Origin of the sequence: Pseudomonas putida, from assembly GCF_005080685.1 — a bacterium.
In the GTDB taxonomy this organism is placed as follows: Bacteria; Pseudomonadota; Gammaproteobacteria; order Pseudomonadales; family Pseudomonadaceae; genus Aquipseudomonas; species Aquipseudomonas putida_V.
Genome location: NZ_CP039371.1, coordinates 3,698,539 through 3,718,272, shown reverse-complemented (window position 1 = coordinate 3,718,272; position 19,734 = coordinate 3,698,539). Strand labels below are relative to the sequence as shown.

General features: G+C 65.2%; 15 protein-coding genes and 1 pseudogene. 9 read left to right on the top strand and 7 right to left on the bottom strand.

Annotation, left to right across the window (positions count from 1 at the left end):
- Positions 1 to 45 precede the first annotated feature (45 nt).
- The 7 genes and pseudogenes from E6B08_RS16855 to E6B08_RS16825 form a co-directional block, all read left to right on the top strand.
- Positions 46 to 834, top strand: a pseudogene (locus E6B08_RS16855) (helix-turn-helix transcriptional regulator); the annotation flags it as partial.
- Positions 835 to 925: 91 nt separating this feature from the next.
- Positions 926 to 1,837: a LysR family transcriptional regulator gene (locus tag E6B08_RS16850; RefSeq protein WP_136915092.1), complete on the top strand. Its 912-nt coding sequence runs from the start codon at positions 926 to 928 to the stop codon at positions 1,835 to 1,837.
- Positions 1,838 to 1,947: 110 nt separating this feature from the next.
- Complete coding sequence (locus E6B08_RS16845; protein ID WP_136915091.1) at positions 1,948 to 2,868, top strand: hydroxymethylglutaryl-CoA lyase; 921 nt, start codon at positions 1,948 to 1,950, stop codon at positions 2,866 to 2,868.
- The gene (locus tag E6B08_RS16840) at positions 2,868 to 4,070 is read left to right on the top strand and encodes a CaiB/BaiF CoA transferase family protein (protein ID WP_136915090.1); all 1,203 of its coding nucleotides are present in this window, start codon (positions 2,868 to 2,870) and stop codon (positions 4,068 to 4,070) included. Before E6B08_RS16845 ends, E6B08_RS16840 begins: the two co-directional genes overlap by 1 nt.
- On the top strand, positions 4,071 to 4,595 hold the full coding sequence (locus E6B08_RS16835; protein ID WP_136915089.1) for a gamma carbonic anhydrase family protein: 525 nt from the start codon (positions 4,071 to 4,073) through the stop codon (positions 4,593 to 4,595).
- 68 nt (positions 4,596 to 4,663) lie between these two features.
- The gene (locus tag E6B08_RS16830; RefSeq protein ID WP_136915088.1) at positions 4,664 to 5,980 is read left to right on the top strand and encodes an MFS transporter; all 1,317 of its coding nucleotides are present in this window, start codon (positions 4,664 to 4,666) and stop codon (positions 5,978 to 5,980) included.
- Between the two features lie 51 nt (positions 5,981 to 6,031).
- Positions 6,032 to 7,315, top strand: coding sequence for an OprD family porin (locus E6B08_RS16825; RefSeq protein WP_136915087.1), 1,284 nt, complete (start codon positions 6,032 to 6,034; stop codon positions 7,313 to 7,315).
- 157 nt (positions 7,316 to 7,472) lie between these two features.
- Here E6B08_RS16825 and E6B08_RS16820 read toward each other — a convergent pair whose 3' ends face one another.
- Together E6B08_RS16820 and E6B08_RS16815 are read right to left on the bottom strand one after the other, a co-directional pair.
- The gene (locus tag E6B08_RS16820) at positions 7,473 to 9,242 is read right to left on the bottom strand and encodes an acyl-CoA dehydrogenase C-terminal domain-containing protein (protein WP_136915086.1); all 1,770 of its coding nucleotides are present in this window, start codon (positions 9,240 to 9,242) and stop codon (positions 7,473 to 7,475) included.
- A gap of 15 nt (positions 9,243 to 9,257) precedes the next feature.
- The gene (locus tag E6B08_RS16815) at positions 9,258 to 10,880 is read right to left on the bottom strand and encodes an acyl-CoA synthetase (RefSeq protein WP_136915085.1); all 1,623 of its coding nucleotides are present in this window, start codon (positions 10,878 to 10,880) and stop codon (positions 9,258 to 9,260) included.
- Positions 10,881 to 11,066: 186 nt separating this feature from the next.
- On the opposite strand from E6B08_RS16815, the gene E6B08_RS16810 reads away from it, so the two are divergent.
- Together E6B08_RS16810 and E6B08_RS16805 are read left to right on the top strand one after the other, a co-directional pair.
- Entirely contained in the window at positions 11,067 to 12,863 is a 1,797-nt protein-coding gene (locus E6B08_RS16810) for a PAS domain-containing sensor histidine kinase (protein WP_136915084.1), read from the top strand.
- 14 nt (positions 12,864 to 12,877) lie between these two features.
- A complete protein-coding gene (locus tag E6B08_RS16805) occupies positions 12,878 to 13,537 on the top strand; it encodes a response regulator transcription factor (RefSeq protein WP_136915083.1) in 660 nt (219 codons plus the stop codon).
- 26 nt (positions 13,538 to 13,563) lie between these two features.
- Here the strand turns inward: E6B08_RS16805 and E6B08_RS16800 are convergent, their stop codons facing one another.
- The 5 genes from E6B08_RS16800 to E6B08_RS16780 all read right to left on the bottom strand — a co-directional run bounded on the left by E6B08_RS16800 (position 13,564) and on the right by E6B08_RS16780 (position 19,549).
- Positions 13,564 to 14,529 (bottom strand): 2-oxoglutarate and iron-dependent oxygenase domain-containing protein, encoded by a 966-nt coding sequence (locus E6B08_RS16800; RefSeq protein WP_136915082.1) that lies wholly within the window; start codon positions 14,527 to 14,529, stop codon positions 13,564 to 13,566.
- A 13-nt stretch (positions 14,530 to 14,542) separates the two neighbouring features.
- Entirely contained in the window at positions 14,543 to 15,625 is a 1,083-nt protein-coding gene (locus E6B08_RS16795; RefSeq protein WP_136915081.1) for a BMP family ABC transporter substrate-binding protein, read from the bottom strand.
- 286 nt (positions 15,626 to 15,911) lie between these two features.
- Positions 15,912 to 16,838: an ABC transporter permease gene (locus E6B08_RS16790; RefSeq protein ID WP_136915080.1), complete on the bottom strand. Its 927-nt coding sequence runs from the start codon at positions 16,836 to 16,838 to the stop codon at positions 15,912 to 15,914.
- Between the two features lie 56 nt (positions 16,839 to 16,894).
- Positions 16,895 to 17,995, bottom strand: coding sequence for an ABC transporter permease (locus E6B08_RS16785; RefSeq protein ID WP_136915079.1), 1,101 nt, complete (start codon positions 17,993 to 17,995; stop codon positions 16,895 to 16,897).
- 12 nt (positions 17,996 to 18,007) lie between these two features.
- Positions 18,008 to 19,549 (bottom strand): ABC transporter ATP-binding protein, encoded by a 1,542-nt coding sequence (locus E6B08_RS16780; RefSeq protein ID WP_136915078.1) that lies wholly within the window; start codon positions 19,547 to 19,549, stop codon positions 18,008 to 18,010.
- Positions 19,550 to 19,734 lie beyond the last annotated feature (185 nt).

Genomic DNA, 19,734 nt, shown 5'->3' with positions numbered 1-19,734 from the left:
GGCAGCTCGGTGGGCCATTACCGGGCGCGCACCGTGCGCCCGCATCTGCAGTACTTCGACTGTGACCTGCAGTTCCCCGAGCCGCTGCGCATCAACAAAGTCCTGCCCGGCAGCCTGTGCATCGTGCAGGTGCTCAAAGGCCAGTGGCAGCACCGCGTCGATGGCCGGCACAACGCCTACACCACCGGAGCCCCTCATACCTTGGGCCTGAGCGAAAGCATGGAGGCCGTGGACCAGCTACCGGCCGGCAGCTACGTGCGCATGGCCGGGTTGCGCATTGCCGGCGACTACCTGCATGAGCTCGCCGAAGAGGATTCCTCGCTGCAACCGTTGCTCGGCCTGCTCGCCGACGGCGTGCAGTTCGCCGAACTGCATCGCTGCCAGGCCTTGGGCAACCTGTTTCAGCGGCTCTACCATTCGCCTTATCAAGGTGCTCTGGAGCGCTTGAACCAGGAAAGCCTGAGCCTGGCGGTACTGGTGGAGCTGGCCCAGCATCTCAAGCGCCAGCCTGGCGTACCTGCGCCGGCAATTCGTGGTCAACGAGACCTGGCCCACGAGGCGCGCCGCCTGCTCGATGCGCAACTGGCCGAGCCACCCGGTAGCCAGGCGCTGGCGCAGCAGCTGGGCGTAGGCGAAACCACGCTGCGCCGCGCCTTCAACCAGGTGTTCGGGCAGTCGATGCTGCAGTACGTGCGCCGCCAGCGCATGGAGCTGGCGCGAACCCTGCTGCGTCAGGGTAAATGGCAGGTCGCGCAGGTCGCCTACCGCATGGGCTACGCCAACCCTGCCAATTTCAATCACGCCTACAAGGCGTATTTTGGTCATCCGCCGGGGCGGAACGCTGAAGTTCCTGGGTGGCACCTGCATAGGGTATTTCTTCGTTCAGTCATCTATGCTGGCGGCTGTTTTCCTGCCGGACAGCGCCATGCAACCTCTCGATCATCTGTCACTGCACCTGTTCGTCGTGGTCTGCGAAGCGGGCACCATCTCCGCTGCCAGCGAACGTGCGTTCATGGCGCCGTCGGCGATCAGCAAGCGCATTTCCGACATCGAGGCGCGGTTCGGCACACCGTTGCTCAAGCGCAGCAAGCGCGGGGTCGAGCCGACACCGGCAGGGCTGGCTCTGTTGCGCCATGCACGAGGCCTGACGCGGGCCATGGAACGCCTGGAAAGCGAGCTGGGCGAGTTCGCCGAAGGCGCTCGCGGGCATGTGCGCGTGCTGGCGAACATTTCCTCGATCATGGAGTTCCTACCCGAGGAACTGTCGGCCTTCATGCTGCAAAACCCGTTGATCCAGGCGGACATCGAGGAGCGATTCAGCCCAGACGTGGTCCGCGGCGTGGCCGAGGGCAGTGCCGACCTGGGTATCTGTCGCAAGTCCATGGCCATCGGCGACCTGGAGTTCGTGCCCTACCGGCAGGACCACCTGGCCGTGGTGGTCAAGGCCGATCACCCCCTGGCCGACTGCAACAGCATCGCCTTCTCCCAGACGCTGGAATACGAGCACCTGGGGCTATCGGCCTTCGCCACCCTCAATAATTTCATGTGCCAGAGCGCCGAGGCTGCCGGCAAGGAGTTGCGCTTTCGTTCGTACGTGTCGTCGTTCGATGCTGCCTTTCGGTTGGTGCAGTTCGGCCTGGGCCTGGCGGTGTTCCCGCAGGAGGCAGTGGCGCGTTACGCGCAATTGTTCGACCTGCGGGTCATTCCCTTGACCGATGATTGGGCGCTGGGTGAATTCGTCATCTGCATGCGTGATCGTCATGCATTGAGCCTGTCGGCGCGGCGTTTGCTGGATCACCTGCTCAGGCGTGCACCCGCCTGGCAAGCGCACGCCTGAGGCCATTGCCATCCATCGCCATCGACGATGGATCAGCCCGTGAAAGACGTCTTTTCTGGCTGGCGTCCAGCTCATAGTCTGGCCGCACGCTTCAAGCCAGAGAGAGCCCGATGAACACAATAACAATCAATGAAGTCGGCATGCGTGATGGTCTGCAAAGCCTGCAAACGGTGATGCCGACCGCTGCCAAGCAACGCTGGATCGACAACGCCTACGCCGCTGGCGTGCGCCATATGGAAGTCGCCTCGTTCGTGCCGGCCCGGTTGTTGCCACAGATGGCCGACGCCAAGCAGGTGGTCGCCCACGCCCTGACCTATCCCGACCTGGTGGTCACCGTGCTGGCGCCAAACCTGCGCGGTGCCCAGGACGCGCTGGAGTCCGGCGCCCAGCGCATCGTCGCCCCGGTATCGGTGAGTACCGCCCATAGCCTGGCCAACGTGCGTCGCACGCCCCAGGAGATGGTCGAGGCGCTTGGCCGCATGTGCCAGCTGCGCGACGAATCGGGCCGTCATCAGGTACAGATGATCGCAGGCATGTCGGTGGCCTTTGGCTGCACGCGCCAGGGCGAAGTGCCGCTGAGCGATTTGTGCGCACTGACCCGTCAGGTGCTGGAAGCCGGTTGCGATCTGGTTTCGCTTGGCGATACCACTGGCTACGCCAATCCCGCCCAGGTGGCGACGGTGATCCAGGCAGTGCGCGCCATTGCCGGCGAGCGCCTGCGCGCCGCGCATTTTCACGACACCCGTGGCCTGGCGCTGGCCAACAGCCTGGTGGCGGTGCAGCAGGGTATCCGCGAGCTGGATTCCTCGCTTGCTGGCCTCGGCGGCTGCCCGTTCGCCCCCGGCGCTTCGGGCAACACGGTCAGCGAAGACCTGGTGTTCATGTTGCAAGCCATGGGGTATCACACCGGCATCGACCTGCCTGCGTTGATCGCCTCACGCCAATTGCTGCGTGACGCTTTGCCCGAAGAACCCCTCTACGGGGCCATCGCCCGCGCAGGCCTGCCTCTCAACTTCCAAGGGATCGCCTAATGTCCAGACTCCCCCTGGACGGCATTCGTGTCGTCGAAATCTCGCACATGGTCATGGGCCCCACCTGCGGCATGATCCTGGGTGACCTGGGTGCCGAGGTGATCAAGATCGAACCCACCCGGGGCGACGGTACTCGCCGGCTGCTGGGCGCCGGGGCGGGCTTCTTCCGTACCTTCAACCGCAACAAGCAGTGCATCGCCATCGACGTCGATACGCCCCAGGGGCGCGATGCGGTACTGGAACTGATCGATACCGCCGACGTGTTCATCGAGAACTTCAAGCCTGGACGAATGCACAAGCTGGGCCTGGACTACGCCACGCTGCGTCAGCGCAACCCGAAGCTGATCTATGCCTCGCACAAGGGCTTTCTCAGCGGCCCGTACGACAACCGCCTGGCCCTGGACGAAGTGGTACAGATGATGGCAGGGCTTGCCTACATGACCGGGCCGGTCGGTCGGCCGCTGCGGGCCGGCAGTTCGGTCAACGACATCATGGGCGGGATGTTCGGCGCCATCGGTGTGTTGGCAGCGCTCAACGAGCGCAACACCAGCGGGGTCGGCCGCCAAGTGCAGAGCGCACTCTACGAGAACTGCGTGCTGCTGGCGGCCCAGCACATGCAGCAGTACGTGGTCACGGGCGAAGCGGCGGCGCCCATGCCCAACCGGATCAGTGCCTGGTCGGTCTATGACGTGTTCACGTTCAAGGGCGGTGAGCAGATGTTCGTCGCCGCCACCGGTGAAGGCCAATGGCATGCGCTGTGTCAGCTGCTGGACCAGCCCGCGCTGCTGGACGACCCTTCGCTTGCCACCAACAACGACCGGGTGCTGCAGCGGCCACGCCTGCTGGCACACCTGGCCGAGGTGTTCGCCACGCTCGATGCGCAGCAGTTGGCAGTGCAACTCGAGGCCAACGGTATTCCGTTCGCACCGATCCGCCGCCCGGAAGAATTGTTCGACGACCCGCACTTGCGAGAAAGCGGCGGCATGGCCGACCTGCATCTGGAGGACGGCAGCAGCACGCCCATGCCGTTGCTGCCGCTGTCGCTGGATGGCCAGCGCCTGCAACCGCGCCGGCCGATTGCGCGTATCGGTGAGCACACCCGCAAGGTGATGCGTGAGCTTGGCTACAGCGATGAACACATCGCTGAACTGTGCGCCGCCGGGGTGCTCAGGACCGATGACCAGCCAAGTGGAGCGTGCTGAATGGCGATCTATCGATACGACGCGCTGACCCCGGATATCCATCCCGAAACCTTCGTGGCCGAGCAGGCGACCGTGATCGGCGCCGTTAGCCTGGAGCAGGGGGCCAGCGTATGGCCTCAGGCCGTGCTGCGTGGCGACAACGAGCCGATCCGCATCGGCCAGCACAGCAATGTGCAGGAGGGGGCGGTGCTGCATGCCGACCCAGGCTTCCCGCTGACCGTGGGCGCCAACGTGAGCATCGGCCACCAGGCGATGCTGCATGGCTGCACGATCGGCGAGGGTACGTTGATCGGCATCCAGGCGGTGGTGCTCAATGGCGCGGTGATCGGTCGCAACTGCCTGGTCGGTGCGGGTGCCATCGTCACCGAAGGCAAGGTGTTCCCGGACAATTCGTTGATCCTCGGCGTGCCAGCCAAGGTCGTGCGCGAGCTGAGCGCAGAAGCGCTCGCCAACCTGCACGCCAATGCCGCCGACTATGTGCGAAAGGGCCAGGCCTGCAAGGAAAAACTCGTGCGCATCAGCTGATACCTGTCTACGCGGCGCCCAACCCGGGCGCCGCCGCTCTCCAATAATTACAAGAATGGAGATCCACCATGGTTGCCTTGACCGGTGAACTGGCGCCCGAGCGTGCCAACGACCACATCAATGAACTGCTGCTGTACCGTCGCGTGGCCTGGCGCATCATGCCGCTGGCCATCATCTGCTTCCTGTTCTCCTATTTCGATCGCATCAACATCAGCTTCGCCAAGTCGCAGATGCAGGCCGAACTCGGCCTCAGCGATGCCGCCTACGGCCTGGCCGCGAGCATGTTCTTCATCGGCTACGTGTTGTTCGAGGTGCCGAGCAGCCTGGGGCTCAAGCGTTACGGGGCACCGGCCTGGATCTGCCGGATCATGGTGTCGTGGGGGCTGGCCACGGCGGCGCTGGTGTTCGCCTATACCCAGTACACCCTGTACTTCCTGCGTTTTCTGATCGGCGTGATGGAGGCCGGCTTCGGCCCGGCGATCCTGTTCTACCTGGCGTGCTGGTTTCCCAGGAAGCATCTGGCGAAGATGAACGGGTTGTGGTTCCTCGCCGTACCCCTGGCCGGTGCCGTGGGCGGGCCGGCGGCGGGTTTCTTGCTGGGCACCATGGACGGCGTGCTGGGCCTGGCCGGTTGGCACTGGCTGTTCCTGATGTCGGGCCTGCCGTGCGTGGTGCTCGGTGTGCTGGTGCTGTTCAAGCTCGACCGCGACATCGAGTCGGCCCGGTGGCTGAGCCGCCAGGAAAAGGACCGGCTGGTCGAGAACCTGGCGCAAGATCGGCGGACGGAGAAACCAGTGCTCGGCTCGATCTGGCGGGTGCTGCTGACTCGCGAGGTGGCGATCATGGCGTTCATCTACTACGTGGTGAAGACCGCTTCCTACGGCCTGAATTTCTGGATGCCGCACCTGATCAAGTCGTCGGGCGTGCAGGACATGCTGATGGTCGGCATGCTCTCGGCGCTGCCGTATGCCGTGGCTTGCCTGGGCATGGTGGCGATCACCCGCCGCTCCGACCGCACCGGCGAGCGCAAGCGTTACCTGGTGTACTGCCTGTTGGCCTCGGCCCTTGGCTACTTGCTGGCCTGCCTGTATGCCGATTCGTCCTGGGCGATGATGGCCGCGCTGGTGCTGGCCACGGCAGGCACTTTCATCGCGATTCCGATCTTCTGGACCATCCCCCAATCGACTTTCTCGGGCCTGGCCATCGCCACCGGCACCGCCGCGATCAACTCGGTGGGGCAGTTGAGCGGCATCGTCGCGCCGGTGATGGTCGGCAAGATCAACGACCTCAGCGGCAGTAGCTACATGGGCATGCTGTCGATCGCTCCACTGATTCTCATCGCTTGCCTGGTGGTGATGCGCTACGTGAAAAACCCCAAGAGCTGAGTTGTCCGGCCCAACCGCGCTTTCCAACAAGAACAACAATAGAGGCGACCCATGAACACCTTCCCACCGCGGCGAGCATCGCTGATGCTCGCAGTGTTTTCCTGCGTCTGTCAGTCGGCCCAGGCGGGCTTCGTCGAGGACGGCAAGGCCAGCCTGGAGCTGCGCAACTTCTACTTCGACCGCGATTTCCATGGCGATGCCGCCACCCAGAGCCGACGTGGCGAGTGGGCCCAGGGCTTCATGCTCAAGTGGCAGTCCGGTTATAGCGATGGCGTGCTTGGCCTTGGTCTGGATGCAGTGGGTATGCTCGGCATCAAGCTCGACTCGTCACCCGAGCGCAGTGGCACCGGGTTGTTGCCCAGGGGCAGCGACAAGCGCGCGGTGGACGACTACGGCAAGGCGGTCGCCACGCTCAAGGCAAGGCTGGCGCAGAGCGAGTTGCGGGTGGGTGGGCTGAGCCCGCAGCTGCCATTGCTGGCCTCCAACTACAGCCGCCTGTTCCCGCAGTGGTTCAATGGCGCGCAGTGGGTGAGCAAGGACCTCGACAATGTAACCCTGACCCTGTTGCAGGTGGATGCGACCAAGCTGCGCGACTCCACCGACTTCGAGGACCTTACTGCCATGGCGCAGCAAGGTGCCTATTCGGCGACGGTGACCAGTGACCGCCTGTACTACGCCGGCGCTGACTACCAGCCGCTGAAGAACCTGACCCTGAGTCTGCACAGCAGCCAGCTCGAAGACCTGTTCCGGCGCGATTTCGTCGGCTTCAAGTACAAGCTCGGCCTAGGGCCTGGCGAAGTCTTCACCGAGTGGCGCTGGTTCAATGCCCGGGAGCAGGGCAGGGCGTTGCTCGGTGAGGTCGACAACCGCACCCTGAGCACCCATTTTGGCTATAGCCTGGCCGGGCACACGTTCAGCGGTGGCTACCAGAAAATCGACGGCGATACGGCCTACGCCTATGTGGGCGGCACCGATACCTACCTGTTCAGCGAGCAGCAGGTGAGCACCTTCGCACTGGCCAACGAACGGGCCTGGATGCTGCGCTACGACTACAACTTCGCCGCGTTGGGCGTGCCAGGGCTGACCTTCAACGTGCGCTACGTCAAGGGCGACCAGGTCGACCCGCAGCGCATCGCCACGACCAAGGGTCGAGCGCTGGCGGCGCGGGGCGGGGAGGGCGAGGAGTGGGAAAGAACCACCGACATCACCTATGTGGTGCAGTCGGGGCTCTTCAGGAACGTGTCGTTGCGCTGGCGTAATGCGAGCATGCGCTCGAATTTTGCCGATGCGGCGGATGAAAACCGGGTGATCGTGGGGTATGTGTTCGAGTTTTGAGGCGTCAATGCCTGCTCGGTGTGGGCTGTTGTCCGGCCTATGTGGGAGCGGCCTTGTGTCGCGATGGGGCGCGCAGCGGCCCCAGGATCGCAGCGGCGCCGCGGCATTTGCCGGGGCCGCTGCGCGCCCCATCGCGACACAAGGCCGCTCCCACACGTCAAAACTGCTCCGCCGCCAATCGATACAGGCTCTGGCTCCCCGCCCGAATGCTCGCGTCCAGCGCCAGGCTGCGCGGCAGCAAGCGCTGGAAGAAGAACTCGGCGCAGCCCAGCTTGGCGCCATAGAAGTCCGTGTCCTCGCTCAACCGCTGATGCGCCGCAGCCGCCATGCGCGCCCACATGTAGGCATAGGCCGTCAGCCCGAACAGGTGCAGGTACTCCACCGCCGAGGCACTGACCAGATTGGCATCTTCGCGAGCCTGGCCGATCAACCACTGGCTGGCGCTCTCCAAGCGCTTGAGCGCATCCAGCAGGGCCTCGCGATGCAGGGGCGCGTCGACGCAGAACGCACGGATTTCCGTGGCCAGGCTGGCCAGGGCCTGCCCGTTGTCGGCCAGCACCTTGCGCCCGAGCAGATCGAGCGCCTGGATGCCGTTGGTGCCCTCGTAGATCTGTGCGATGCGCACATCACGCACCCGTTGCTCCTGGCCCCACTCGCGGATGTAGCCATGGCCGCCGTACACCTGCTGGCCCAGTACGCAGCTTTCCAGGCCGTTATCGGTGAAGAAGGCCTTGGCCACCGGGGTCAGCAAGGCGACCAGGCGCTGGGCATGTTCGCGCTCTCCCGGGTCCTCGGCGTACTTGGCCAGGTCCAGTTGCTGGCCGACATAGGCGGCGAAAGCACGACCGCCCTCGGTGAGGGCTCGCATGGTCAGCAGCATGCGCCGCACATCGCCGTGATGAATGATCGGATCGGCGACTTTGTCCCTGGCTTGCGCGCCGATGGCGGCGCGGCTTTGCAGGCGTTCGTTGGCATAGCGGGCGGCGCTCTGGTACGAGGCCTCGGCGCAACCGATGCCCTGGATGCCGATGGACAGTCGCTCGTAGTTCATCATGGTGAACATCGCGGCCAGGCCCTTGTTGGTTTCACCCACCAGGTAGCCGACGGCGCCGTCGAAGTTCATCACGCAGGTGGCCGAGGCCTTGATGCCCATCTTGTGCTCGATCGAGCCACAGTGCGCGGCGTTGCGCGCACCCAGGCTGCCATCGGCCTCGACCTGGAACTTGGGCACCAGGAACAGCGAGATGCCCTTGGCGCCGGCTGGGGCGTCGGGCAGCTTGGCCAGAACCAGGTGCACGATGTTCTCGGTCAGGTCCTGTTCGCCGCCGGTGATGAAGATCTTGCTGCCGCTGATGCGGTAGCTGCCGTCGGCCTGGGGTTCGGCGCGGGTGCGGATCAGCCCCAGGTCGGTACCGGCGTGCGGCTCGGTCAGGCACATGGTGCCGGCCCAGCGGCCTTCGTACAGCGGGCCCAGGTAGGTTGCCTTGAGCGCCTCGCTGGCGTGGGCGTCGATGGCCAGGCAGCTACCGGCGCTCAGCGCCGAATAGAGGCTGAAGCTGCTATCGGCGGCGTACATCATCTCTTCGAACAGTACCCCGAGCATCTTCGGCATGCCCATGCCGCCATGCTCGGGGTTGCCGCCCAGGCCTACCCAACCGCCTTCGCGGTAGATCTGCCAGGCGTCGCGAAAGCCGTCGGGTGTGCTCACCTGGCCAGCCTCGAAGCGCACCCCTTGCTCATCGCCATTGCGGCTCAGCGGTGCGATCAGTTGCCCGGTGAGCTTGGCCGCTTCTTCGAGAATGGCATCGGCCGTGTCGGCATCGATGCGCTCGGCCAGGGCGGGCAGGCGGGCCCACAGCGCCGGCCCCTGGAACACTTCATGGAGCACGAAGCGCATGTCGCGCAATGGCGCGTTGTAGTCAGTCATGTGGGTGCTCACCGTTCAAAGGGCCTTGGCCCGGTCGCGCAGGAGAAATTTCTGGATCTTGCCGGTCGAGGTCTTGGGCAATTCGCCGAACACCACCGTCTTCGGCACCTTGAAGCCGGCCAGGTGCTCACGGCACCAGGTGCTGATATCGCTCTCGCGGGTGGCGCCATGGCCAGGCTTGAGGGCGACGAAGGCGCAGGGTGTCTCGCCCCATTTTTCGTCCGGGCGCGCCACCACGGCGGCTTCGAGCACCGCCGGGTGCTTGTAGAGGGTGTCCTCGACCTCGATGGTCGAGATGTTCTCGCCGCCGGAAATGATGATGTCCTTGAGCCGATCCTTGATCTCGACATAGCCATCGGCGTGCCACACGGCCAGGTCGCCGGTGTGGAACCAGCCGCCGCGGAAGGCTTCGGCGGTAGCTTCGGGGTTTTTCAGGTAGCCCTTCATCACCGTGTTGCCACGCATGAAGATCTCACCCAGGGTGTTGCCGTCCTGCGCAACCGGTTGCAGGGTTTGCGGGTCGGCGACCATCAGGCCGTCAAGGGTCGGGTAGCGCACGCCCTGGCGCGACTTGATGCGCGCACGTTCCTCCAGCTGCAGCTCGTCCCACTCCTCATGCCAGGCGCAGACGGTGACCGGCCCATATACCTCGGTCAGGCCATAGGTGTGGGTGACCTTGATGCCCATTTCCTCCACGGCGCCGATCACCTTGGCCGGGGGGGCGGCACCGGCGACCATGGCCTGCACCGGGTGCTCGATGGCGGCCTTGGCGCTGTCGGGCATGTTGACCAGGGCGTTGAGCACGATCGGTGCGCCGCACAGGTGGCTGACGCGATGCTCGCGGATCAGGGTGAGGATCTTCTGCGGGTCGACCCGGCGCAGGAACACATGGATGCCGGCCTGAGCGGTGATGGTCCAGGGGTAGCACCAGCCGTTGCAGTGGAACATCGGCAGGGTCCACAGGTAGACCGGATGGTGGCCCATGCCCCAGGTCATCTGGTTGCCGATGGCGTTGAGGTAGGCGCCGCGGTGGTGATAGACCACGCCCTTGGGATTGCCGGTGGTGCCCGAGGTGTAGTTGAGGGAGATCGCCTGCCACTCGTCATCGGGCCACTCCCAGGCGAACTCAGGGTCGCCCTCGGCAAGCAAGGCCTCGTAGTCGAGGTCGCTGACCGACTGGCCTTCGCCGTATTCGGGGTCATCGACATCGATCACCAGCGGCGGGTGTTCGAGTAGGCCCAGGGCGTCACGGATCACGCCGTGGAACTCACGGTCGCTGATCAGCACCTTGGCCTCACCGTGCTGGAGCATGAAGGCGATCGCCTCGGCATCCAGGCGCACGTTCAGGGTATTGAGCACGGCGCCGATCATCGGTACGCCGAAGTGTGCTTCGAGCATTTCGGGAATGTTCGGCAGCATCACCGCCACGGTATCGCCACGGCCGATACCACGACCGGCCAGGGCGCTGGCCAGGCGCCGGCAGCGCTCGTAGGTCTGGCGCCAGTTGCGGCGAATGGAGCCATGGATCACGGCTGGATAGTCGCCATAGACGGCGGCGGTGCGTTCGATGAAGCTCAGGGGCGTGAGGGCAACGTGATTGACAGGCGCGGGCATCAGGCCCTGGGAGAAGATAGACATGCGATAGTCCTGTTTGGGAGGCAGGCGCAGCCAGTGCGCTTGATCCCCGGTGGCTGATTGTTAGCTCTGATTAGGGTTGGGGTGGCCAATGGCGCGGGCCGTTCCCCTGTCGCATTTTTACGCGATGGCCCATATTAGCTGGAAGATAGACCATAGCAATATGGTAGAACTACTAGATCTGATCAGATGGGTACCCTGGAAATGAACGTCTTTGCCTTGCTGGACAAGGATCCACAGCCCAGTCTGCTGGTGGCTGCCGACGCCCAGCCGCTGGGCCAGAATGCCGCGCTGCAGGCCCTGATGTCTGGCGTAGGCAGCCTGCAACGCTGCCTGCCAGGCAATCACGTTGCGTTGGTGCACGCTTGCCTGCACCAGGGGCGAGCCATCGAAGAGGTCGAAATCGAGGTCGGCGAGCGCATCTTGTTGTGGACCTACATTCCCGATTCAGCCAGGCAGCAGGCCCTGGTACGTTGTCGCGATGCCAGCGAGGAGCGCCGCAGTAGCCGGGAAGCCAGCCGCGCCCGACGGCTGTACCGGTTGATCACCGAAAACACCACCGACCTGATCTCCCGCCACAGCCCCAAGGGCCACTTCCTCGATGCATCGCCCGCGGCGTTCCGCTTGTTGGGGCTGTGGCCTGAGCAATTGCGCGACCAGCCGGTGCAGGCGCTCCTGCATCCGGACGACTGCGGCCAGCCACTGTTGCTGGCGGCAGCGGCCCTGGCCCAGGATGGCTATCACACCATGACGTGCCGGGTACGCCACGCCGATGGACACTACCGTTGGTTCGAGATCGCCAGCCGGGCCATTCGCGAAACCTACACCGGCGCGGTGGTGGAAATCATCAGCGTGTCGCGTGACATCAGCGTGCGGGTCGAGGCCCAGGAAAACCGCCGGCGCCTGGCCGAAGTGGTCGAGGCCAACACCGACCTGGTGCTGTTCAGCGACCGCCAGGGCCGACTGAGCTACCTCAATGCCTCGGCCCGCCGTGCCCTGGCTCTCGAAGGGCTGGAGGCGCTGCCGGAACTGGCCTCGCTGCTCGATGAAAGCACCCGCCAGGCTCTTGCGCAGGAGGGCTGGGATTGCGCAGAGCGCAACGGCGTGTGGCAGGCCGAAGCACGCTTGCAACCCTGGCGCGAGGGCGCCGCGTTTCCGGTTTCCCTGGTACTGCTGGCCCATCGCTCCGCTGGCGGTGAACGCTATTACTCGCTGGTGGCGCGCGACATGACCGAGCATGAACTGCGTGAGCGCCAGCAGCGTCGACACCAGGACGAACTGGCCCACACCGCACGGCTGGTAACCCTGGGCGAGCTGGCCTCGGGCATCGCCCACGAGATCAACCAGCCGCTGGCGGCGGTGGCCAATTATGCCGCCGCCAGCCAGCGCTACCTGCTCGGCCTGGACCACGAGCCCAAGGCCCGCGAGCGCATCGGCCAAGGTCTGCAGCGCATCAGTGAACAGGCCACCCATGCCGCCGAGGTGATTCGCCGGCTGCGCGCCTTCCTGCGCAAGGGGCCGCGCCGGCTGCAGGCGCTGGACGTGGCCGAAGTGGCCAGCGAGGCGGTGCGCTTGTGTGCCTGGGAAGCGGCCCGCGACCAGGTGGCGGTCGAGCTGTACATGGCCGCGGGCCTGCCAGCGGTCTATGCCGACCGGGTGTTGCTGGAGCAGGTGCTGATCAACCTGTTGCGCAATGCCATCGACGCCAACCGCGAGCAGCACGCCAACCAACCCTCCTGTATCCTGCTCGGCGCCGAGCGCCAGGGCGATTGGCTGGAGATCGAGGTGACGGATCAAGGACCAGGGGTACCGGCCGAGCGTCTCGATGAGATCTTCACTCCGTTCATCACCAGCAAACCCGAGGGCTTGGGCCTGGGCCTGTCGATGAGCCGGAGCATCGTCGAAGGCTTTGGCGGCAGCCTGCGCGCACGCAGTGGCGCGCAGGGTGGGCTGGTGCTGTGCTGCCGGTTGCCGGTGAACAACTGATGGGGAGAGAAGCGGTGCTGAAGACGAAGGTGTATGTGGTCGATGACGACCAGGGCATGCTCGATTCGACGGTCTGGCTGCTGGAATCGGTCGGCCTGGAGGCTGTGCCGTTCACCCATGGCCAGGCGTTTCTCGATGCCCTGGAGCCCAGCGGCCCGGCCTGCGTATTGCTCGATGTGCGGATGCCCGGCATGGGCGGGTTGGCCGTGCAGGATGCCTTGCGCAAGCGCGGGCTCGAGCTGCCGGTGATTTTCGTCAGTGGTCATGCCGATGTGCCGATCGTGGTACGCGCGTTCAAGGCCGGCGCCTGCGACTTCATCGAGAAACCCTACAACGACCAGTTGCTGCTCGATAGCGTGCAGGCGGCTTTGCAGCGGGCGGGGAACTCCTACATCGGAGCAACGGAACAGGCCCAGGTGCAGCAGCGAATCGACAGCCTTACGCCGCGTGAGCGGGACGTGTTCATCCCATTGGTGCAGGGCTTGAGCAACCGCGAAATCGCCGAGCGCCTCGACGTCAGCGTCAAGACCATCGACCTCTATCGCGGCCGGGTGATGAAGCGCATGCAGGCTGAAAGCCTGCCTGCGCTGGTGGGAATGGCGATCGCCTGTGGTCAGGTCGAGGCGATCGGTTTGCGCGCCAAGGCGCCAGTGCCGGTAGCGGAAGTTTCCTGAACCGCGGCGGCAACCGGCGCAGCGGTTCAGGCCAGCGACTCCTCGCGCCGGTAGGCATAGGTCTCGGCAAACCGCGACAGCATGTAGGCGCTGCACGATACGGGCGGGTACTTCGGCGGGTTGTCGCTGCTGGAGCAGTTGGGCAGGCAGCTGATCTCGGTGTCGGGGTGCGGTTCGGCGAAGAACGGCATCGAGTAACGATCGACACCCAGCGGGCTGATCACCCGGTGCGGCGTGGACTTGTAGCGATCGTTGCTCCAGCGCGCCATCATGTCGCCGATGTTGACCACGTAGGTGCCTTCGATGGGGGGGGCGTCGATCCATTCGCCGTCCACGCTGCGCACCTGCAAACCACCTGCGTTGTCCTGGTACAACAACGTCACGCAGCCATAGTCGGTATGCGCGCCGGCCCCTTGCTGTTCGGCGCTGCTGGCGGTCTGGCGTGGTGGATAGTGGATCATGCGGAACACACTGATCGGCTCGGCGAAGCGCTGGTCGAAGAAGTCCGGCTCGATGCCCAATGCCTCGGCCATCGCCCGCAGCAGAGTCAGCGACAGCTCATGCATGTCCTGGTAGTGCTGTTGCATCAGGGCCTCCCACCCGGCGATCGCCGGGTGGCGGTTGGGGCCGCGCAGGGGTTTTGCCGCAAGCACGTCGGGGTGTTCGGCGCTCATGTGCAAACCCATGTCGAAGGTTTCCTTGAGGTCGCTCGGCCGGTTGGGGTCGAGCTGCTCGGTGGCGATGGCGCCGTAACCGCGATGGTGCATGCTCTGGGTGATGTCGATGCGCAGTTTCTCTTCGGCCGGGCGGGCGAAGAAATCTTGTGCCACCGCTTGCAACTGGGCGATGCGCGTGGCCGCGATCGGGTGCCCCTTGATGTAGTAGAAGCCCCATTGCCGGCAGGCGGCGTCGATCTGCCGCGCCACGGCGTGGCGGGCGGCGGGATCGTCTTGGTAGAGCGGGGCGATGTCGATGATCGGCAGGCTGTTCATGACGGGCTCCGGGTCACTTGGGCAGTTGCGCGGTGACGCCTTTGACGTAGTAGTTCATGCCGGCCAGCTCGGCGTTGCTGGCCACGACGCCATCGGCGATGCGCACCGCACCGCTCTGGTCGAGGATGGGGCCGGTGAACGGGTGGAACGAGCCGTCCTTGATGCTCGCGATGATCTGCTCGGCACCGCTTTTCACGTCGGCCGGGACCAGGTCGCTGATCGGCAGCTCGACGGTGCCTTCGGCCAGGCCGCCCCAGTAGTCCTGGGATTTCCAGGTGCCATCCATGACCGCCTGGGTGCTCTTGATGTAGTGCGGGCCCCAGTTGTTGACGATCGAGGTCAGCACCGCTTTCGGCCCGAAGTGAGCCATGTCCGAGGCGTAGCCGACCGCGTAGATGCCGCGACGCTCGGCGGTCTGGATCGGTGCCGGGCTATCGGTGTGCTGGAACAGCACATCGACGCCCTGGTCGATCAAGGCATTGGCAGCATCGGCTTCCTTGCCTGGGTCGAACCAGGAGTTGACCCACACCACCTTGATCTCGGTGCCGGGGTTGTACTTGTCCAGGGCCAGCTGGATGGCGTTGATATCGCGGAGCACTTCCGGGATCGGGAACGAGGCGACGTAGCCGATCTTCTTGGTCTTGGTCATCTTCGCCGCGAGATAGCCGCCGACGTAGCGGCCCTCGTAGGAGGTGGCGAGATAAGTGCCAAGGTTCTTGTCCTGCTTGTAGCCGGTGGCGTGTTCGAAGGTGACCTTGGGGAATTGCTTGGCGACCTTGGCGGCGGGGTTCATGTAGCCGAACGAAGTGGCGAAGACCAGGTCGTAGCCGCCCTTGGCCATGTTGCGCAGCACGCGCTCGGCGTCGGCGCCTTCAGGCACGTTCTCGACGAAGCTGGTCTCGACCTTGTCGCCGAACTGCTTGATCAGGGCCTGGCGACCCTGTTCATGCTGGTAGGTCCAGCCGTGGTCGCCGATTGGGCCGATGTAGACGAAACCGACCTTCAACGGGTCGGCGGCGCAGGCGCACAGCGCGCTGGTGAGGCCGATGGCGACGGCCAGGATGCGTAGCAGATTCTTGGTTTTTTTCCGATGCATCAGGGGTGGCTCCTGTAGGTCTTTTGTTGTGGCCGTGTCGGGCTGTACGGGTATTGCAAAAAGCTGACCAGGTGGGCAAAAAACTACGTTTCGCGGGTTGCCGGCGGTTTGGCCTGGGCGCGGTGGAGCAGGCGTGGTGCGCGGTGCTCGAGTGGTTGCACCTGGCTGGTGCGCAGTTGCGACTGGCCCTATCGCCGGCAAGCCGGCTCCTACACCGTTCACGCAATTGCGCAACACCTGTAGGAGCCGGCTTGCCGGCGAAAGGGCCGGTAGCATCAACCCCTGATCAACGCCCGGCCTTCCACGGCTGGCCGAGCGACACCGGCGCGTACAGGCGGGTCTTGATCGCATCACGCGACAGCACCACCAGCACCAGGATCGTCGCCACGTAGGGCAGCATCGCCAGCAGGTTGGCCGGGAAGCTCACACCAATGCCCTGGGCCACCAGGTGGAGAATGCTGGCCAGGCCGAACAGGTAGGCACCGAGCAGCAGCCGGAACACCCGCCAGCTGGCGAACACCACCAGCGCCAGTGCGATCCAGCCGCGCCCGGCAGTCATGTTCTCGGCCCACATCGGCGTGTAGGCCAGCGACAGATAACCACCCGCCAGCCCGGCCATGGCACCGCCGAACAGCACTGCCAGGGTGCGCACGCGCAGCACTGGCAGGCCCATGGCACTGGCGGCATCGGGGTTTTCGCCCACAGCTTGCAGCACCAGGCCGATCCGGCTTTTCAGCAGCACCCAGGCAACCAGCGCGAACAGCGCGAAGGACAGGTAGACCAGCACGTCCTGGTTGAATAGCATGTGACCGACGATGGGCAGGTCCGCCAGCACAGGGAACGCCACCGGCTCGAAGCCGGTCAACGGTTTGCCGACCCAGGCGGTGCCGACGAAGGACGACAGGCCCACGCCGAAGATGGTCAGGGCAAGACCGGTGGCCACCTGGTTGGCCTGGCAGCCGAGCGCCACCAGGGCGAACAGCCCCGACAGCAGCATGCCGGCCAGGCACGCCATCAGCACGCCGAGCCACAGGTTGCCGGTGGCATAGGCGGCGATGAAGCCCACCACCGCACCGAACAGCATCATGCCTTCCTGGCCGAGGTTGAGTACGCCGCTCTTTTCGCAGATCAGTTCGCCGAGGGCGACCAGCAAGAGTGGCGTGCCGCAGCGCACCATGGCGTAGAGGATGTTGCCCAGCAGATCGAGATCCATAGTCGAAGCCTCAGCCTGCGCGCCCCTGGCGGCAGGCAAACGAGTAGGTCAGGGGGTCAGGCGCTGGCGGTTTCCGCCAGCGGCGCACGGCGGCGCCAGTGCAGTTTCAGGCGCGGCCGGTAGAGGATCAGCACGTCGCAGGCGAGCAGGTAGAACAGCATCATTCCCTGGAACAGGCCGGTCAGCGACTGCGGCAGGTTGAGGCTCATCTGCGCGTTCTCGCCACCCAGGTAGAGCAGCGCCATCAGCAGCCCCGCCACCAGGATGCCGAGCGGGTTCAGGCGCCCGAGAAAGGCCACGGTGATCGCCGCATAGCCGTAGCCAGGAGAGACCTGCGGCACCAGTTGGCCTATCGGCCCGCTGACCTCGCAGACCCCAGCCAGGCCCGCCAGGCCGCCGCTGATCAACAGCGCCAGCCAGACCAGGCGTTTTTCGCGAAAGCCAACGAAGCCGGCGGCGCGTTGGTCGAGCCCTAGTACCTTGATCTGGAAACCCAGGAAGCTCTTGTGCAGCAATACCCACGCCGCCACCAGGGCCAGCAGCACGAAATACAGGCCGACATGCAACCTGCCATCCTCGAACAATGCCGGCAGGCGGCTGGCGTCGCCGAACATCGCCGACTGCGGGAAGCTGAAGCCGTCCGGGTCCTTCAGCGGGCCATGCACGAAGTACAACAGCAGGTTCAAGGCGATGTAGTTGAGCATGATGGTGGTGAGGATTTCGTTGGCGTTGAAGTGCGTCCGCAGCCAGGCTGCAAGCGCTCCCCACAGGGCGCCGGCGAGGGTGCCGGCAGCCAGCACCCAGAGCAGCGCCCAGTGGCTTTCCCAGTCGATGATCTGAATTGCCAGGGCACTGCCGGCCAGGGCGCCGATCAACAGTTGGCCCTCGGCGCCGATGTTCCAGATGCGCGCCTGGTAGGCCACGGCCAGCCCGAAGGCGCAGAGCAGGATCGGCAACGCCTTGAGCAGCAGTTCACAGAGGCCGTAGAAATCGCTGATCGGCTCGATCAGCAAGGTATGGAAGGTCAGCAGCGGGTCATGGCCCAGGGCGCTGAACAGCAGGGCGCCGCTGACCAGGGTCAGCAGGCCGGCGAGCAGCGGGGACAGCAGCAACATGGCGCGCGATTGCTGGATACGGGGTTCGAGGGATAACAACATGGCGGGCTCTCGTCAGGCGGCGTCTTGCGGGGCGTCGAACTGGCCGGCCATCCAGCCGCCGACCTCCACGGTATGGGTCTGGGCGGTGGCCTTGAGCGGCGAAAGGCGCCCGCTGCACAGTGCACCGATGCGGTCGCTGATCTGGAACAGCTCATCGAGGTCTTCGGAGATCACCAGGATCGCGGCGCCGGCGTCGCGCAAGGCGATCAAGGCACGGTGGATGGCCGCGGCGGCGCCGACGTCGACGCCCCAGGTGGGGTGGGCGGCGACCAGCAGCTTGGGGTTCTGCAGGATCTCGCGGCCAAGGATGAATTTTTGCAGGTTGCCGCCGGAGAGGCTGCGCGCTGTGGCCTGAGCGTCGGGCGTTTTCACCGCGAAGCGCTGGATGATCTGCTCGGCCAGGGCCTGCACCTTGCCCGAACGGATCAGCCCCCAGCTGACCAGACCTTGCTGGAAGGCGGTGAGCAGGGCGTTGTCGGCGAGGGTCATGTCCGGCACGGCGCCATGGCCCAGGCGCTCCGCAGGGACGAAGGCCAGGCCCAGGGCGCGACGGGCATCGGGGTGCAGGTGGGCCATGGGTTGGTTGTCCAGGGTGATACGCTCGCGTTCGCTGGTGGGCAGGCGAGCTTCACCGCTGAGCAGCGCCAACAGCTCGTCCTGGCCATTGCCGGCGACCCCGGCGATACCGACGATCTCGCCGCTGCGCACTTCCAGGCGCAGATGCTCGAACGAGGTCCCGAATGGGTCTTTGTTGCGCCAGCTGAGGTCGTCTACACGCAGGCGTGGCAAACCACCGGCACTTTTCGCGTAGCTGGCCTCCAGCCCTTCGGCGTCGCCGACCATCAAGCGCGCCAGCTCCAGGTCGCTGCAATGGGCCGGCACGCAGTCGCCGGAAACACGACCGGCGCGCAGCACGGTGGCGCTGTGGCAGAGGGCGCGGACTTCGTTGAGCTTGTGGCTGATGAACATGATGCTGCAGCCCTCGGCGGCCAGCGCGCGCAAGATGACGAACAGCTCGTCGACCTCCTGCGGGGTCAGCACCGAGGTGGGTTCATCGAGGATCAGCAGCTTGATGTCCTGCATCAGGCAGCGAACGATTTCCACGCGCTGACGCTCGCCGATCGACAGGCTGTGCACCAGGCGCTCGGGCGCAAGGCCCATGCCGTAGCGCTGCGAAACCTCGCGGATGCGGGGCGCCAGTTGCCGGGGCGTACCGGCTTCGCGGCCCAGGGCCAGGGCGATGTTTTCCGCCACGGTCAGGGTCTCGAACAGGGAGAAGTGCTGGAACACCATGCCGATCCCCAGGTTGCGGGCCTGGGCGGGGTCGCGTACCTGCACGGGTTGGCCTTCCCACAGCACCTGGCCGGCGTCGGGCGCGGTGACGCCGTAGATGATCTTCATCAAGGTGCTTTTGCCCGCGCCGTTCTCGCCGAGCAGGGCATGGATTTCACCAGGGGCGATGCGCAGGTCGATGCGGTCGTTGGCCAGCGTGCCTGGGTAGCGCTTGGTAATGGCGCGCAGTTCCAGGCGCAGGGACGAGGGGAATTCGGACATGAGGCTGCTCGACGTGGAGGGGTTGAGCAGCCTCGAAGCAAAAACATGGCCAAGTGGTCAGATTATTGTGCCGAGGCCCGTGGTAAAGGGGTTGGCTGGGGGGGCGCGTGGCTTTGGAGGGGTGAATGGAATGGATGCATGTGCGGTTTTGGGGCGGGCGGTCGGCCAAAGTGGTGCGGCGGCGC

Excerpts from the sequence above, each read along its gene's own strand:
- E6B08_RS16835 (WP_136915089.1), top strand. The coding sequence starts at position 4,071 with ATGGCGATCTATCGATACGACGCGCTGACCCCGGATATCCATCCCGAA.
- E6B08_RS16810 (WP_136915084.1), top strand. The coding sequence starts at position 11,067 with ATGGGTACCCTGGAAATGAACGTCTTTGCCTTGCTGGACAAGGATCCA.
- E6B08_RS16800 (WP_136915082.1), bottom strand. The coding sequence starts at position 14,529 with ATGAACAGCCTGCCGATCATCGACATCGCCCCGCTCTACCAAGACGAT.
- E6B08_RS16825 (WP_136915087.1), top strand. The coding sequence starts at position 6,032 with ATGAACACCTTCCCACCGCGGCGAGCATCGCTGATGCTCGCAGTGTTT.
- E6B08_RS16785 (WP_136915079.1), bottom strand. The coding sequence starts at position 17,995 with ATGTTGTTATCCCTCGAACCCCGTATCCAGCAATCGCGCGCCATGTTG.
- E6B08_RS16795 (WP_136915081.1), bottom strand. The coding sequence starts at position 15,625 with ATGCATCGGAAAAAAACCAAGAATCTGCTACGCATCCTGGCCGTCGCC.
- E6B08_RS16790 (WP_136915080.1), bottom strand. The coding sequence starts at position 16,838 with ATGGATCTCGATCTGCTGGGCAACATCCTCTACGCCATGGTGCGCTGC.
- E6B08_RS16820 (WP_136915086.1), bottom strand. The coding sequence starts at position 9,242 with ATGACTGACTACAACGCGCCATTGCGCGACATGCGCTTCGTGCTCCAT.
- E6B08_RS16845 (WP_136915091.1), top strand. The coding sequence starts at position 1,948 with ATGAACACAATAACAATCAATGAAGTCGGCATGCGTGATGGTCTGCAA.
- E6B08_RS16830 (WP_136915088.1), top strand. The coding sequence starts at position 4,664 with ATGGTTGCCTTGACCGGTGAACTGGCGCCCGAGCGTGCCAACGACCAC.
- E6B08_RS16850 (WP_136915092.1), top strand. The coding sequence starts at position 926 with ATGCAACCTCTCGATCATCTGTCACTGCACCTGTTCGTCGTGGTCTGC.
- E6B08_RS16815 (WP_136915085.1), bottom strand. The coding sequence starts at position 10,880 with ATGTCTATCTTCTCCCAGGGCCTGATGCCCGCGCCTGTCAATCACGTT.
- E6B08_RS16780 (WP_136915078.1), bottom strand. The coding sequence starts at position 19,549 with ATGTCCGAATTCCCCTCGTCCCTGCGCCTGGAACTGCGCGCCATTACC.
- E6B08_RS16840 (WP_136915090.1), top strand. The coding sequence starts at position 2,868 with ATGTCCAGACTCCCCCTGGACGGCATTCGTGTCGTCGAAATCTCGCAC.